Here is a 17166-nt window from a genome sequence, read left to right on the forward strand (position 1 = left end):
AGGAATCTCTAAATGATGGAAAATATTAATCCAACCCAAACCCAAGCTTGGAAAGATCTTCAAGCGCATTTCGAAAGCCAACAAGGTACTTCGTTAGCCGAGCTTTTTAAAGCGGACCCACAACGTTTTTCTACCTTTTCACGCGATTTTGAGAAGCAGATCCTACTCGACTTCTCTAAAAACCTTATCACCAGCGAAACCTTCGATAAATTAATTGCACTAGCAAAAGAGACTAAGCTTGAGAGTGCCATCAAAGCGATGTTCGATGGTGAAAAAATAAACCGGACTGAAGGCCGCGCTGTTCTACATACTGCGTTACGTAATCGTAGCAATACCCCGGTAATGGTCGATGGCGAAGACGTCATGCCAAAAGTGAACGCTGTACTTGAAAAGATGCGTGATTTTTGCGGGCAAATCCATAGTGGTAGCTGGACCGGTTTCACTGGCAAAGCAATCCGCTCTATCGTCAATATTGGCATTGGCGGTTCAGATCTTGGTCCAGTGATGATTACCGAAGCCTTGAAGCCTTATCAAGTTGAAAACATAGAATGCTTCTTCGTATCCAATGTCGACGGTACTCACATCGCCGAAACACTTAAAAAAGTAGACCCGGAAACAACACTTTTCTTAGTCGCTTCTAAGACGTTTACCACTCAAGAAACCATGACCAATGCGCACTCAGCTCGAAGCTGGTTCCTAGAGCATGCCAAAGACGAAGCGTTTGTTGCTAAGCATTTCGCAGCACTATCGACCAACGCCACTGCTGTTTCTGAATTTGGTATTGATACCAATAACATGTTTGAGTTCTGGGACTGGGTAGGCGGTCGTTATTCTTCATGGTCTGCTATCGGTATGCCAATCGCACTTTGCGTAGGATACGATAACTTCGTAGAACTTCTTAGTGGTGCCCATTCAATGGATAATCACTTTGCCCAAACTAAACTTGAAGATAACTTCCCTGTTATTTTGGGCTTATTGGGTATTTGGTATAACAACTTCTATGGTGCACAAAGTGTAGCGATATTGCCATACGACCAGTACATGCATCGCTTTGCCGCTTACTTCCAACAAGGTGATATGGAATCCAACGGTAAATGCGTAGACCGCAATGGCGAACAAGTTGATTATGAGACTGGACCTATCATTTGGGGTGAGCCCGGTACGAATGGACAGCACGCGTTCTACCAATTGATCCACCAAGGAACGAAGCTCATTCCATGTGACTTCATCGCTCCTGCACAAAGCCATAATCCAATTGGTGACCATCACTCTAAGTTGATGTCTAACTTTTTTGCACAAACCGAAGCACTGGCGTTTGGTAAGAGCAAGGCCACCGTTGAAGCCGAATTTGTTGCCGCGGGTAAAGACTTAACTGAGGTTGCTGATTTAGTTCCCTTTAAAGCTTTTGAAGGTAATCGTCCAACCAACTCAATGTTGGTGAAAAAGATTACTCCCTATACACTTGGCGCACTTGTCGCCATGTATGAGCACAAGATTTTTGTGCAAGGTGCAATTTGGAACGTATTCACCTTCGATCAATGGGGTGTTGAACTTGGTAAGCAATTAGCGAATCAAATTTTGCCTGAGCTCCAAAATGATAGTGAAGTGTCTAGCCACGACACCTCAACCAATGGCTTGATTAACGCGTTTAAAGCTTGGTCATAAGAGCCTAAGGCCAGCGCTGTTTATAGCGCTGGCTTACACCTCATGCAAAACACAACTCAAAACTACCTCGGACAAGGCTTCCTACTGACGCGGCATAGTTTTGAGTCCTCACGGAAACTGCAGCTAAGTTACTGGTTAAGTACTGATAATGGGCCCGTAAAACTCAACATCAGCGACCAACGTTGTGTCTTGTTTGTCCATAGCGATCAACTAACCCAAATCCAGTTAGTTTTAGCCAAACACCACATTGATTATCACGCCACTGAACTCGAACTCAAAGACTTTGAGCACCAGTCAATTGCCGGCCTATATTTTGAAAGTAGCGCCCAACTTTACGACAGTCAAAAACTCCTTAAACAGGCCGAAATCACCTATTTTGAAGGCGATGTTCGTCATGTCGACCGGTATTTGATGGAACGATTCGCTAATGCTGGTGTTGAGTTCTCGGGCCAAGCACAACAGCGCCAAGGCTTTATCGAAATACACCAAGCCAAGCTCAAAGCTTGCGACTATCAAGCAAAACTAAGCCTATTGTCACTCGACGTCGAATGCTCTCGCCATGGTGAATTGTTTTCCATCGGTTTGTACAGTGACACCCAAAGCATTGTTTTAATGATCGGTGCCGCGCAAGTTTGTGACACGCCAGTGCATTGGCTCGACAATGAAGAACAACTGCTTCTCGCACTCAATGACTGGATAAACCGACTTGATCCCGATCTTATTATTGGGTGGAATGTGGTTGGATTCGATTTTAAATTATTGCTTAAACGTGCAGAAATCTACCAGCTAAAACTCAAACTTGGGCGCAACCAAAGCCCCATCAATTGGAGAGAAGCACAGAATTCACAACAAGGTTTTGTAAATATTGCCGGACGGGTAATCGTCGATGGTATCGATGCGCTAAAGACGGCCAGTTATAGCTTCGAGAGTTTTAGCCTAGACTTTGTATCACAACAGTTACTTGGCCGAGGAAAAATAGCCGAGGATGTTGAAAATCGTTTGTTCGAAATTGAACATAATTTTCGCTATCAGAAAGCGAAGCTTGCAGCCTATAATCTTGAAGATTGCCGCTTAGTTCTAGACATTTTTAAACATACACAAATTGTCGACTTTCTGTGTTTGCGTAGTCAACTCACTGGGCTTGCATTAGATCGTAGCGGAGGCAGTGTCGCTGCCTTTAGTAATTTGTACTTACCTCGTCTGCATCGTGCCGGCTATGTAGCACCAAATCTAAACCGAGATTTTGTGGCCGACAGCCCAGGCGGCTATGTTATGAGTTCACGCCCTGGCTTGTATCAGCATGTGTTGGTCTTAGACTTTAAGAGCCTCTATCCGTCTATTATCCGCACTTTTAAAATAGACCCAGTGGGTTTACTCGAAGGCTTAAAGAGTCCCGAGACAGCCATTGAAGGATACCGTGGTGGTCTTTTCAGTCGCGATCACCATTACTTACCTAACATCATCGACACCCTTTGGCAGCAGCGTGATGAAGCCAAGCGCAATAAGGATGCACCACGCTCACAAGCCATCAAAATTTTAATGAATTCCTTTTACGGTGTATTGGGTTCCACGGGATGTCGTTTTCACGACCCTCGATTAGCCAGTTCCATTACCATGCGCGGGCATTGGCTAATGAAGCAAACGGCAAGCTGGATTGAAGAAAACGAGCATTATCAAGTCATCTATGGCGATACTGACTCGACATTCGTATGGCTTAAAACCGTGGAAGGCGACCATGATGCTCAAGCGATAGGCCGTGAACTAGCTCAAAACATCAATCAGCTTTGGGACAATTATTTACGCGAGCATTTCGACTTAGAAAGCCATCTCGAGATAGAATTTGAAACCCATTTTAAACAGTTTTTAATGCCCACCATTCGCCATTCGGAATTGGGTAGCAAAAAGCGTTATGCGGGACTAGATCAAAACGATGAAATAATTATCAAAGGACTGGAGACTGTACGTTCAGATTGGACCCAACTCGCAAAGCAATTTCAACGCGGTTTATTAGAACGTGTATTTGCAGGAACTGATACCACTGAATTCGTACTATCGAGCGTTGCAAATCTACTAGAGGGTCAATGCGATGAATTACTCATCTATAAAAAGCGCTTGCGCCGTAAGTTGGATTTGTATCAAAAGAATATTCCACCGCAAGTTCGCGCCGCTCGTGGTGCGGACGAAAAGAACCAAGCCCTAGGCAAGCGTTTGCGCTATCAAAATCGAGGTTCGATTCGATACATTATGACAATGGACGGACCGCAAGCGATTGAATATCAAGATAGTGCCATTGATTATCAGCACTATCTCGACAAACAACTTAAACCCATTGCTGATGCTATTTTGCCTTTTGTCGACCTCGACTTTGGCGCTTTAACTGATCAGCAATTGGGATTATTTTAACGCAATCGCTTTTCTATCATTGGGTTTGCCACCAGCACAACAACTGAGCGAGCAGCAACTTCAATGGTTTCGCTATCCACCAACGGTGCATTAGAGAAATTGTGGATGTCGTTGGGAGAAGCGGCAGCCGTATTAATCAATTCAAACCAATGCCCATCAATATGCGGTATTTCGAACTCTAAATCTTCCCAAAACGCGTTAAACACCATATACATTTGGTCAGATGAGAGCGGATCGCGCATTGTCATCGCAATAGTACGACTTGAGTCAGACCAATCCGGATTTCCTCTACGCACTCCATGCCACTCAAAATTAGAATCATGAATAACTTCTGACAGCGTGGAATGGATTTTCTCTTCCAGTACATCATCGTAACGACGAAACTTAATCAGCTCTTGAACAAAACGTAAAAGTTCTTGGTTCTTATTCACTAAACCCCAGTCAAACCACGATATCTCGTTGTTCTGACAATACGCATTGTTATTGCCACCCTGGGTTCGCTTCACTTCGTCACCCATGGTGATCATTGGTGTACCTAGGCTGACCATCATGGTTACCAGCATATTTTTCATTTGCTGTTCGCGTAATTTGGTAATTCGCGGATCTAAGGTAGGACCTTCGACACCATAGTTGGCGCTAATATTATGGTTATCACCATCACGATTATTTTCGCCATTGTGTTGATTGTGCTTCTCGCTGTACGAAACTAAATCGTTCAAGGTGAAACCATCGTGTGCAGTCACAAAATTAATTGAGCGCTGCGGGGCATGGTTGTCCTTATAATAAATATCTGGACTGCCTAGTAATCGATCAGCAAATCGTCCGACAAAACCTTCATCGCCCCGAAAAAATGCGCGTACATCGTCGCGAAACTTACCATTCCACTCATTCCAGCGGTCACCCACAAACTCACCGACTTGATAAAGACCCGCTGCATCCCAAGCTTCAGCAATAATTTTTGTACCAGCCAAGTGAGGATCGCTATCGATAGACCACAACAAAGGCGGCTCTTTCATGACATGCCCTTGTGAGTCGCGCGAAAAGACTGAGGCTAGGTCAAATCTAAAACCATCGATGTGCATTTCGCTAACCCAGAATTTTAATGAATCCCGGATTAAACGGCGCATTACAGAATGATTGGTATTACAGGTATTGCCGCAGCCAGAATAGTTACTATACCAACGCTGCTCATTCTCAAGCATGTAATAGGTATCGTTTTGTAGGCCTTTCATCGACAATACAGGCCCATCGTGGCCACCTTCTGCGGTATGATTAAACACCACATCCAGAATCACTTCGATACCCGCTTTGTGCAGTTCACGCACCATTAAACGAAACTCGTCGAACACTCCGGTCACGCTTTTATCGGAGCTATATGCTGCATGTGGCGCGCAGAATCCGATAGGGCTGTAGCCCCAATAATTGAGTTTTGCATTGGGGGCGTCTTGAACATCAAACTGCTGCACAGGCATTAATTCAACAGCAGTGACCCCTAATTCTTTAAGATAAGGTATTTTTTCGATGACACCGGCATAAGTCCCGCGCTTATCTGCGCTCACTCCCGATGATTCATGGCTAGTAAATCCCGCCACATGCATTTCATAAATAATGGTATCGCTTAACTTTCGATTGATAGGCTTCGTACCTTGCCAATCGAAGCCACTGTGATCGACCACTGCAGCTTTTATACATTGGTCGACATTGTCACGACCGTGGCGAGCGGCATATGTACGGCGATAATTACTTGGAAAATGGACAACTTTTGCATAAGGATCGAGCAAGACTTTGCTTTTATCGAAACGTAGGCCACGCTCAGGCATCCATGGTCCGTCGACGCGATAGCCATATAAAGCTCCGGCTTCCAAGTTTTCAACTTTTAGATGCCAGTAGAAATCGGTACGATTTACCTGAGGATCGAGATCGATGACTTGATAAGGCTGTTTCGCCTCAATATCATCAAATAGAAGTAATTGAACAGCGGTAGCACCTTTACTGTACAAGCAAAAGTTAACACCGTCTGATAGTTTTGTAGCCCCAAGTGGAAAGGACTTTCCCTGTTTAATTATTAGCATGTTTGGCTCTTATAGTATCCCGCTGCTGACTTGGTTTTATTATGTAATGCGAAACCAATATCGATTGCGTTTGCTAGTTTAGCCTAAACTTACACTAAATAGTTGGATTTATAGCGTCTTAAGCATTAAGCGGTTGATTGTTCGGTGCGCTCAATAACCATACCTTTAGGTTTAACTAAAGACTAGTACCGGATTGGCGTTGAGATTGCAAAATTGGGTTCGCATACATTTGCAGCAATTGGTCACGTACCGAATTCGGCAAATCCTGACAAATGCTTTTAAAGTAGCTTTCACTCAATTTTTCACGACTTAACTCTGGTTGTTCAGACTTCGCTTGAGTATCTAAGTGAGATAAAGCTAACCAATTGCTATCCATCAAACGATAGTTATGAATAACCTGTTCGTCAATTGCTTCAGCCACTTGTTTAGCATTGTCATAGCTGCCGCGAAGCACTTCTCCAAAATGCAAATGAACCTTACCTTTACGGCCGACAATCCCAGTTTTAATGCTGTGAATATCTTCATCTTGCTCTTTGGCATAGCTACCCGTTTCTCGCAGAGCAACCATTTCTTGGGCTTTGGCTACATCACAAGGATCGAACTCGTAAGAAATAGACACTGGAACAATATTTAAACTATGGATATAACTACTAAAATCACTTTCACGGTCACGATTAATACCCAACATTGAGATCAACGCTGAATTTGTGCGATCGATACCATCTTTAGCACGTCCTTCACGTTGGGCAATCCAAACCGAATCGCCTTGTTCACCCAAAGTATTGGCAATATACGCAGACAATTGCTTCGAGTTAGCCAATTTTTCTCGTTTAGAATCAGCACCACGCTTAACGATGAAACACCGATTTAAACGCATGATATCAGCGATCCAAGTTTTACTGAGTAAGTTATCACCAATAGCAATTTGCAGCGTATCTTGGCCATTAATATGCAAGATATAATTTACAAACGCGGGATCTAAAGCGATATCTCGATGATTACTGATAAATAGGTGGGGTTTGCTTAGATCTAGTTTCGAAAGACCGCTACTGCTAAGACCATCGGTCGTAGTTTTAATCATGCGCTGCATGTAGCGTTCAACTAAGCACTGAAAATCAAATACGCTATTTAGGTTTCTGATTTTATAACGAAGCCATAAACGGATAGGCGCCTTCATGAGTTTACGCTGCCAAAGTGCCGATTTTGGAAAGCGAAATTTCAATAACATGGAAACAAGCTCATCCTCTTGAAGCAATTTGCTTAAGACAACTTTAACTTCGTCATCACGATAAGGACGAATATCTTCAAAGGAACTCATACTACGGCTCAATCCAAACTCCACTTAACAATGCAGGCGCACCTTACCTTGTTGCGCATTTTTTAACAATAAAATTGCAGTACTCTATGATCATCAGACTATTTATCTACCATACCTAGCTATTGTATCCCGTTAATTTTTAATAGCCACGCAAGAAGCCTCGCAAAAGAAACATTAGGTGAATTTCCGCCTCACAATGCGTAAAATGTTGTCATACTTCGCTGTGAAACGGACTTTCGTGCAAGCAGAACTACTCTCAGCACCACTTGCGCCATTGATTATTCGAAAAACGCTACCGGTCATGCTTGGAATTTTAAGCATTATTTTTTTCAATTTGGTCGACACGCTATTCATCGCAATGCTGGGCACTGAAGCGCTAGCAGGGATCTCTTTTACCTTTCCGGTTACCTTTGCCCTGACGAGTATAGCCATGGGTCTTAGTACCGCTGTAGTGGTGGTGGTTGGACAAGCTCTAGGGGCCTCAGATCCCAAATTTGCCGCACGCTTTACCCGTAATAGCTTATATTTGGCCTTACTGGTCATGGTGTTGATATCAAGCTTAGGCTTTGCCAACATTCAACGCTTGTTTTTTAGCATGGGGGCTGAGCTAAAAGTACTGCCCTTTATTGAATCTTACATGCGGATATTTTACCTCAGCATTCCCTTACTCGTAATGCTCATGGTTGCTAGCGCCGCGCTGCGCGCTAGTGGAGACACCAAAACTCCAAGCATCATAATGCTTACATCTGGAATACTAAACGGTCTGTTAGATCCACTATTTATTTTTGGCCTTGGACCTTTCCCGCAATGGGGAGTTGCTGGAGCAGCCATCGCTTCAGCCTTAAGTTGGTCAATTTGTTTAATCGCATGCTTATTCATACTTAAGCGACGAACGCTGTTAGTGAAGTCGAGTACGTTTTTGTCTAAAAGCACTCTTTCAGACTGGAGAAAACTACTCACCTTTGCAATTCCGGCTTGCTTGTCACAACTTATGGCACCGCTGGCTAATTTTATTATCTTAACGTTACTGGCAAGCTTAGGCACCCACGCCATCGCAGCTTACGGTCTTGCTAGTCGAATTGAAGCTTTATTACTCATTGGGGTGATGTCTATTTCTTCTGTCGTCGCAATGCTGATAGGGCAAAATGTTGGTGCGGGTAATATTAAACGGGCGCAAATGGTCATGAGTACATCAGTGACGATAGCCTGTCTTTGGCAGTTAAGCTTAGCACTTATCATGTTTATATTAGGTCCATGGATTGCAAGCGGTATAAGCAGTGACCCACAGGTGATATGGCTTAGCGGCTACTATTTGAAATATGTACCATTTTGTTATGCTTTAGTTGGCGTTGCTTTGATATTGGCGCAAACGCTGAACGCCTTGCAAAAACCAATTTGGGGCATGCTAGTCAACGCTGTTCGGCTATTTGCCCTATTGGTACCTGCAGTGTATTTAAGTGTACAGACGCAATTCATTCAATTGGTATTTCTGAGTATGAGTAGCGCTCACTTGCTGGCCGGTATCGCAGCGTTAATAGCGATGCTAAGTTTGTATAAGCAACAATCATGGTGGCAAAGAATTAGGTAGATTTGAAGGCGGTTGTTAGATTAGATAATTTCATATTTTAGAAAAAGTCGGGGCGACTCTATTGAGTCGCCCCTGGTAGTCAATTCGCTCTGCTCCGTGAACGTTTGATGCTCCTTGCAATCCTTTTTGACTAGTTACTACTTCCTGTAGTTATCCTTTTCTCAAATCCTTTGAGCTGTCCTTTAGCCTTCATTGGCATAACCAGTTATCCGTACCGGTTGCACGTCTCCTTCCTAGGAGGTGTCCTTTTGTTACATCCTGTAACTGTCCTTTGGCTCCTGCCTCACCTTCCATCCTGAATGGTGGTTCATTGCCTCCGTGCGACATTCATAATACGCTTAGCAGAGCCGGATAAAACCTACTTCTAGAAAAAAGATCACTTTTTTTTATTCACTTAGGCCACCCACCGCACTAAACCACTGATTAAAAAGAATAAGTTTATTAATTATACAGAGCTAGATAATCTTCTATCCTACAGGTTTGTGCGAGATCTCTTACAAGGCTAAGGAGTAATAACTAATAAGCATCCCCTAATGGTGTACCGGTTTTCCAATATCTGTACGATAATCGAGCAGCACAATCATTTCAGAGCGGTGTTTTATTTTCTATCGTTAGCCAGTCACCAAAAAGTACGGTACTTAAGCCACGTCATTTATCTAAACCTGATGACTATTCTTATCAATCATTTCAGGTGGCTTAGGGTTGAACTTAATTAATAGAGAACTAGATACCAAGTTAATACCTAGCAATATAAGTCGCGATTATGCCACTCGAAAAAGAATCGATTAATTGGAGCCAGAGTTGCTCAATTTTGGTTTTAGTTTACTGCGCGGTAATTTAGTCATAGCAGAAGGTGATGAAGCATAGAATAGATAACCCTGACAAGGCCGTTTATACCCTCAAGTCTAATGCTAAATCTAACACTTAGTATCGATTTAACGAGGACTTCAAGATTTTGCTTGCTCAAGATCAGCAAGGGCGACACCGAAGTGTCGCCCTTATGCAGTCAATTGATTCTTAGTCCTTGAATCGTTAGTGCTCCATGCACTCCATTAATGACTGAACATCCTGTCGCAATTCCCCTTTCCAAATTCCATTTGGGTGTCCTAAGCCATCCTAGCATGGCCTATCATCCTGAAAGACCGCTCATCTCCATCCTGGAGGTATCCTTGTACTACTCCTACATCCTGTAAGCCGTACTCCAACGCATCCTTACTCTGACATCCTGTCGCAATTCCTTAAGCCAAACTCCGTTGGTGTCCTATGCTTCCTAGCTAATCGATCGTCCCGAGCGATTAATGCGCTTCATCCTAAAGGCTTCCATCTATTAACTTACCATCCTGTAAGCTATTTTTTTCGATTCCTTTCGCTGACATCCTGTCGCTTTTCCTACGCTAAATTCCTTTTTTTTCCTTAGCCATCCTAGCTTGGTCTTTCATCCTGAGAGACCGCTCATCTCCTTCCTGGAGGTATCCTTGGTACTGCAATTACGTCCTGTAAATTGTTCTCCAAAGCATCCTTACTTTGACATCCTGTCGTTACTACATCCTGCAGTAAGTCCTGACACATCCTTTTAAGTCCTAGTTACTCCTGCAACTACCTGACTAAACAATACACTTGGCATCCTTACCTGCGCTGTTCCTTGTGCGCCGTATCGTGTGTCGATGGAGTCATAATACGTATCTACAAGCGCTCCAAACAGATGCTTTCACTAAAAAATAGCTCAACGAAGGATAAACCCTCACCACCAAAACAGTAACTCATTGTTTTTATTTAAAATATATAAACACGGATGTAGTTCTTTTGCGGTATTACGCACATATTTGTGCGAGATCTCTTACAGCTTGATCAGACATGCCTCGAAAGGAATAGCTTGAAGAGGAGATGAGAATAAAAACGTTTGATTTATCTGGCTATTATTTAAGCAAATCAACCTAACCGAGGTAAAGAAAGATGATATTTTATGGCGATAAGACGAATTGTAAGTGCTGTTATGATGCCCGAAAGGTTTGCAATGTTATCGTTTAAGTTCAAACCTAAAGCACATGCCCAGACTAATCCACCAGCTAAACAAGCTGTAGCATAAACTTCACGACGCAACACTAAAGGCATTTGGTGGGCGAGCACATCACGGATAATTCCGCCGCCACAAGCCGTGAGGATCCCCATAACCATGGCAGCTATCATCGGAGCACCATATGCATGCGCTTTGCTGGCACCGATTATCATAAATACAGCCATTCCTATCGCATCTGCGATTGCGAGCAGCCCTTGTTTGGCAACAAAGCCTCTGCCAAGCAAAAGCATCGTTGCTAAGCTTGTTAGTACGATAACCCATAAATACAAGGGATCTTGGACCCAAAACACCATACCCGCGTCTAAAGCCATATCACGGATAGTACCTCCACCAATTGCAGTCACACTAGCGAGCACCAACGCACCAAACAAATCCATGCGACAGCGACTCGCGGCTAAAACGCCCGTAATTGCAAAAACAGCGGTGCCAAAGAGATCCAGCCAATAAATCAATATGAAGTCCAAAAGTCCAACTAATGCGGCAGGTTATACACCTAGAGGTTTCATTTTTCTAGGGGGATGATTAAAGCTATTGTCACTAGCGCGCAGCTACTTTTAACTGCGGCAATACCAAACTAGTATTGCCGTGTTGAATGACTTCGTCTGCGCTTAATCGTAAATACTTGGCGCAGCTAAGCGTTTGTGCTGAGTGCGTTGATAAATTGCGATCAGTTTTTGTTCAACATCCAGGCTAACCGTTTTACCTTCAAGAAAATCATCGATTTGCGTATACGTTAGCCCTAACGCTACCTCATCAGGTAGTTGGGGACGGTCGTCTTCAAGATCGGCAGTTGGTGCTTTTTCGATTAAGGTTTCTGGCGCTCCCAAATAGCGAGCCAGCTGACGTACTTGACGTTTACTCAATCCGAAAATAGGAACTAAATCACAAGCTCCGTCACCATGCTTGGTATAAAAGCCGGTTATGTTCTCAGCTGAGTGGTCAGTACCGATCACCAAACCTCCAAGTAAGCCTGCAATTTCATATTGGGCAATCATACGCATGCGCGCTTTAACATTACCTTTAGCAAAATCAATGCTTGCTTGCTCGCCAGGCCCAATATCGGCAGTACTTAAAGACTGCAAAACGCTTGCATGGATGCCGTCTGCCCCATCTTTTATATTGGTACTAACAGTGTGGCTAGGCTGGATAAATTGCAACGCTAATTGAGCATCCGCTTCATCTTTTTGCGCACCATAGGGTAAACGCATGGCCACAAACCGATAATCACTGGTGTCAAAGCGCTGGTTCAGCCCATCAACAGCAAGCTGAGCTAAACGCCCGGTTGTGGTGGAGTCGACCCCGCCACTAATCCCTAAAACTAAAGTTTTTAGGTTCGCGTCTATCAAACGCTTTTGAATGAATTCTATGCGTCGTTGCGCTTCAAACTCTGGATCAATTGAAGCTTGTACTCGCATTTCTTGCAAAATATGCTGTTTCATTGTCTATCCTTAATACTGCACCTGCATTCACTTTACACAAGCATACCTTTCGGAATCAATGTTTGTTGTGTATTTCGCTGTAGCTTATTGCATCAGCCAGTTATGCTAAGTGAAGTCTATTAATGTTTAAGGAACTCGCATGCTACGTCGTACAAAAATTGTTGCCACTCTTGGTCCTGCTACTGACTCACCAGAAATGCTCGAAAAAATTCTTCTGGCCGGCGTCAATATGGTTCGTCTTAACTTCTCCCATGGCACCGCCGATGACCAAAAAGCTCGCGCTCGTTTGGTACATCGATTAGCTAAACAGCATGGATTAAGTGTGGCGATACTTGGTGATCTTCAAGGTCCAAAAATCCGAGTGTCTACTTTCAAAGATGGCAAAGTTGAACTAAAAATTGGCGACCACTTCACCCTCGATTCTAGCCTAGAAAAAGGTGAGGGTACCCAACAAGCAGTCGGCCTAGATTATAAAGAACTGGTTAGTGAAGTCGTTGCAGATGATATGCTTTTACTCGATGACGGACGTATTCAACTCAAAGTATTAAAGGTGCAGGGCACCAAAGTGCTTACCGAAGTTACTGTCGCTGGCTTTTTATCAAATAATAAAGGTATTAACAAAAAAGGCGGTGGGCTTAGCGCCGAGGCTCTTACAGAAAAAGACAAAGCCGACATAATGACCGCCGCTGAAATTGGCGTTGACTACTTAGCGGTGTCTTTCCCACAAAGTGGGCGCGACATGGAGTATGCTCGCAAATTATGCAAAAAAGCCGGTCTTAAAACCCATTTGGTCGCAAAAGTGGAACGAGCCGAAACCGTGGCATCTGACGACGCTATGATTGATATCATTCTGGCCAGTGATGCTGTAATGGTGGCTCGTGGTGACTTGGGTGTTGAAATTGGCGACCCTGAGCTGGTGGGCGTACAGAAAAAACTAATCCGCCTTACTCGTAAATATGACCGCGCCGTTATTACTGCTACTCAAATGATGGAATCAATGATTAGCGCGCCACTACCAACCCGAGCAGAAGTCATGGATGTGGCTAATGCAGTGCTTGATGGCACCGACGCGGTGATGCTCTCTGGCGAGACAGCGGTTGGGCAATTCCCACAAGAAACCATTGAAGCGATGGCAAACGTTTGTGTTGGAGCTGAAAAAGAGCGCAGTATTAACGTCTCTAAATATCGAATTAATGATACCTTTGAAACGATCTCTGAAACCATGGCCATGGCAACCATGTTTGCTGCGAACCACATGCAGGGAATGAAGGCTATTATTTCTTTAACTGAGTCTGGCAACAGTGCTTTACTTGCATCACGTCTGAGTTCTGGCTTACCTATTTTCGCATTGTCGCGTCATCAAAATAGCTTGCGTCGATGCGCATTATACCGCGGCGTCTACCCGATTTACTTTGATTTTGTGAATGCCGACATTATTCAAGTAGCGAACAAAGCCATTGAAACACTGCGTGAGCAAGGCTACTTAGCGAGTGGGGATTTAGTCATTCTGACTCATGGTGACAGCATGGACTTAACCGGTAGTACCAATACCTGCAAAATACTTAAAGTTAGCTAGAACCAATTTGCGCTTTTGCGCGAGCACCTTCAACAGGGCGACTAACACTGATTTTTCGCCCTTTTTTTATGCCTTTTTCAAAATCTGGTGTGACCTTCGCCATAGACGCTTTAAGCTGAGCTTTAAAGGTTTCTCTATCTAATTTTTCAAACATCTCATCAAGGTAGTCATCCATATGAGAGCTGCGATCACCACTGCGTAAGTCCGGTAGTTTCTCTAAGGCTCCTTCAAGCCAGCCTGCTGTAAATGAGGCTGTTCGACGAGAGACCGTTAAATTATCCGTACCGCTGCCCGCAAAACTATTACGAAAACTCCCCACTTGTTGGTTCATTTCTCGATAGACAATATCAAAAGCAAAAGCCGCAAAAATAGCGCGATCAGCGTTGCCGACAAATTCAGCACGCTTTAGACCCTTGTGATTAACTAAAACGGCTTCAACGCCAAATCGAGAATTAATCCCGCGAATTATCCGCAAAATATTTTGCCCAACATCGCTTGGAAGTAAGGTTTGAGTTGAGGTTTTACCCATTTGGATAAGTTCAATATCGGTTTGATCCAAACCGTGCTTACGCATCAAGCTTTGCGCCATACGGATTGCTTGCGCCGCTTCATGTACATTGGCGGAGTTCCCTAGCTCCAAACATTTTGCAATCTTTTGCAAAGCTTTTTGACGAATTTCAGACATCTTAGGGAATCACCTTTAGCTAGACTCTATAGAGCTTCACTGTTAATTTTCGAACAATATAGGGATAAAATACGACACGATAATCGCAGCTACATAAACTGAAATAAACGTCTCGATTAAAGCGACTTGCGCTACACGACCGTCTATTTTACCCAACACTGGCTTAGCATCCAAGCTTTTGCTGATACTCATAATTAAAACCAAAAACAACGTGCATTCTAGGCTCACTAGGTGTTTGTTCTAACAACAGTTTTCTTTGCATATTTATTATCCATAAAAAAGTTCACTATAAGGCACTTTGAATTACACTATTGTCTTGACTCAAATTCGGCAATCAAGTACAAAACGCGCCGCATTAGAATTTAGATCTTTGCATGGCATTGATTGGCGATAACTGGAGAGAAAGATTGAATAAACCCAACTTCGAGAACTGGAATAGTCAGCGTTCAGCGGAACTTTATAACGTCCGTGAATGGAGTGCTGGTTATTTTGACGTCAACCAAGATGGTTTGGTCAATTGTAATCTTTCAATTGACGGCAATAAAGTCGAAGTTCCGCTTTTGGATATCGTGCAGGGTTCGCGCGAGCGCGGTATGGATATGCCAATGCTATTGCGCATTGAGAATCTACTTGATGAACGCATCGGCAAACTCAACCAAGCATTTGCCCATGCTATCGATAAAACTGGATATCAAAATCATTACCGTGGTGTGTTTCCAATCAAAGTGAATCAGCAGTGCCACGTTATTGAAGAAATCGCCAATTTTGGTGAAAAATATCACCACGGTCTTGAAGCTGGAAGTAAAGCTGAACTGATGATAGCTATATCAACCTTGGAAGATACCCAGGCTTGTATTATTTGCAATGGCTACAAAGACGAAGAGTTCATCACTTTAGGTCTGCATGCTCGTCAGCTTGGTTATCAATGTTTTTTCGTACTCGAAACGCCGGCTGAATTACCAATCATTATTAAACGAAGCCAAGAAATGGGTATTCGACCATTAATCGGGGTTCGTTTAAAGCTGTCTTCTAAAGTTGATGGCTATTGGAAAGACGATAGTGGCGACCGCAGTATTTTTGGATTAAGTACCAGTCAGTTAGTCGATGTTATTGACGATTTGCGCCGCGCAGATATGCTCGATTGTCTGCAGCTTCTGCACTTCCATCTAGGCTCGCAAATCCCGAACATTCGAAATATTCGTACTGGCGTTCTTGAAGCATGTCGCTACTACATTGATATTGTTCAAGAGGGAGCACCTTTAGGTTATATCGACTTGGGTGGGGGTTTAGCTGTTGATTATGAAGGGGCTAGAACCAACGATACCCATAGTATGAACTACAGTTTAGACGAGTACTGCATTGACATAGTCGAAGCGATTAAAGAGACGCTAGATTCCGCTGATGTTGCACACCCGGTTATTGTTTCTGAAAGTGGGCGTGCTACTGTCGCTTACTCATCGGTACTTCTATTTAATATTTTGGATGTGAACCGTTTTGAACCGAAGTTTATCCCTGAATCTTTAGACCCAGAATGCGACGAAAACCTAGTCGGTCTAGAAGCGGCTTATAAATCATTGAAGCCACGAAATGTTCAGGAGTGCTATAACGATGCTATCTACTATCGTGAACAGGTTCGGACCTTATTTGCCCGCGGCCTAGTCAACTTACGAACGCTAGCCCAAGCTGAAGACTTCTATCTTGCTATTTTAAATAGAATTAAAGCTTTATTGCCCCAAGTGAAGCGAATTCCACAAGAGCTTGAAAGCTTAAGTGAACAGCTGGCTGATATTTACTACGGCAATATCTCAATATTCCAATCACTTCCTGATGCGTGGGCAATAGATCAAATTTTCCCAATAATGCCAATTCACCGCCTCAATGAAGCCCCTGTTCGCGACGCTATCATTGCTGATCAAACCTGTGATTGTGATGGGAAAATCAATAAGTTTGCCGTTAATGGCAATACCCAAAACACACTCCCTTTGCACCCTTTAAGTGGTGATGACGAGTACTTTTTGGGCGCCTTTTTAGTCGGCGCCTATCAAGAAACGCTTGGCGATCTTCACAACCTTTTTGGAGATACTAACGTTGTTAGTGTGCGTATTCACGCAGACGGAAGTTTTGACTATGTTGACGAAATTGAAGGCGATACCATTGGTGACGTCTTGAGTTATGTGGAATATTATCCAAAACAAATCATGGATAACTTTAGACGTAATGCCGAACGAGGTGTCCGTAGTGGCTTAATCAATGCTGCGCAACGACGCCAAATGATGAGCGATTTCAACGCCAGCTTAAGCGGCTATACTTACTACGAAAAATAGGTGTGTTTAGCTTGCAGAT

Annotated in this window: 11 protein-coding genes; 5 read left to right on the forward strand and 6 right to left on the reverse strand. The window is 43.5% G+C overall.

Annotation, left to right across the window (positions count from 1 at the left end; all coding sequences use genetic code 11):
• Positions 1-12: 12 nt before the first annotated feature.
• Together pgi and DBZ36_RS00780 are read left to right on the forward strand one after the other, a co-directional pair.
• Positions 13-1665 carry a glucose-6-phosphate isomerase gene (gene pgi / locus DBZ36_RS00775; protein WP_120353014.1) on the forward strand — a complete coding sequence of 551 codons (1653 nt, stop codon included), beginning with the start codon at positions 13-15 and terminating at the stop codon, positions 1663-1665.
• A 42-nt stretch (positions 1666-1707) separates the two neighbouring features.
• Complete coding sequence (locus DBZ36_RS00780; protein ID WP_120353015.1) at positions 1708-4068, forward strand: DNA polymerase II; 2361 nt, start codon at positions 1708-1710, stop codon at positions 4066-4068.
• On the opposite strand, the gene glgX is transcribed toward DBZ36_RS00780, so the two are convergent.
• Together glgX and DBZ36_RS00790 are read right to left on the reverse strand one after the other, a co-directional pair.
• Entirely contained in the window at positions 4065-6140 is a 2076-nt protein-coding gene (glgX, locus tag DBZ36_RS00785; RefSeq protein WP_120353016.1) for a glycogen debranching protein GlgX, read from the reverse strand. The two genes, DBZ36_RS00780 and glgX, sit on opposite strands and share 4 nt — an antisense overlap.
• Before the next feature lie 175 nt (positions 6141-6315).
• Positions 6316-7470 (reverse strand): 1-acyl-sn-glycerol-3-phosphate acyltransferase, encoded by a 1155-nt coding sequence (locus DBZ36_RS00790; RefSeq protein ID WP_233558065.1) that lies wholly within the window; start codon positions 7468-7470, stop codon positions 6316-6318.
• Positions 7471-7696: 226 nt separating this feature from the next.
• Between DBZ36_RS00790 and DBZ36_RS00795 the strand changes: the two genes are divergently transcribed.
• Positions 7697-9046, forward strand: a complete 1350-nt coding sequence (locus tag DBZ36_RS00795) for an MATE family efflux transporter (RefSeq protein ID WP_158589002.1) — start codon at positions 7697-7699, stop codon at positions 9044-9046.
• A gap of 1929 nt (positions 9047-10975) precedes the next feature.
• On the opposite strand, the gene DBZ36_RS00800 is transcribed toward DBZ36_RS00795, so the two are convergent.
• Together DBZ36_RS00800 and nadE are read right to left on the reverse strand one after the other, a co-directional pair.
• Positions 10976-11575 carry a trimeric intracellular cation channel family protein gene (locus tag DBZ36_RS00800; protein ID WP_199711742.1) on the reverse strand — a complete coding sequence of 200 codons (600 nt, stop codon included), beginning with the start codon at positions 11573-11575 and terminating at the stop codon, positions 10976-10978.
• A gap of 156 nt (positions 11576-11731) precedes the next feature.
• The gene (gene nadE, locus DBZ36_RS00805) at positions 11732-12562 is read right to left on the reverse strand and encodes an ammonia-dependent NAD(+) synthetase (RefSeq protein WP_120353019.1); all 831 of its coding nucleotides are present in this window, start codon (positions 12560-12562) and stop codon (positions 11732-11734) included.
• A 139-nt stretch (positions 12563-12701) separates the two neighbouring features.
• Between nadE and pyk the strand changes: the two genes are divergently transcribed.
• Positions 12702-14138, forward strand: a complete 1437-nt coding sequence (pyk, locus tag DBZ36_RS00810) for a pyruvate kinase (RefSeq protein WP_120353020.1) — start codon at positions 12702-12704, stop codon at positions 14136-14138.
• On the opposite strand, the gene DBZ36_RS00815 is transcribed toward pyk, so the two are convergent.
• Positions 14131-14823, reverse strand: a complete 693-nt coding sequence (locus DBZ36_RS00815) for a DUF2786 domain-containing protein (protein ID WP_120353021.1) — start codon at positions 14821-14823, stop codon at positions 14131-14133. The genes pyk and DBZ36_RS00815 overlap by 8 nt on opposite strands.
• 42 nt (positions 14824-14865) lie before the next feature.
• Complete coding sequence (locus tag DBZ36_RS20495; protein ID WP_158589003.1) at positions 14866-15015, reverse strand: hypothetical protein; 150 nt, start codon at positions 15013-15015, stop codon at positions 14866-14868.
• 215 nt (positions 15016-15230) lie between these two features.
• Between DBZ36_RS20495 and speA the strand changes: the two genes are divergently transcribed.
• Positions 15231-17147: a biosynthetic arginine decarboxylase gene (speA, locus tag DBZ36_RS00820; RefSeq protein ID WP_233558066.1), complete on the forward strand. Its 1917-nt coding sequence runs from the start codon at positions 15231-15233 to the stop codon at positions 17145-17147.
• Positions 17148-17166 lie beyond the last annotated feature (19 nt).

It is taken from the genome of Alginatibacterium sediminis, assembly GCF_003610775.1.
Classification (GTDB): Bacteria; Pseudomonadota; Gammaproteobacteria; order Enterobacterales; family Celerinatantimonadaceae; genus Alginatibacterium; species Alginatibacterium sediminis.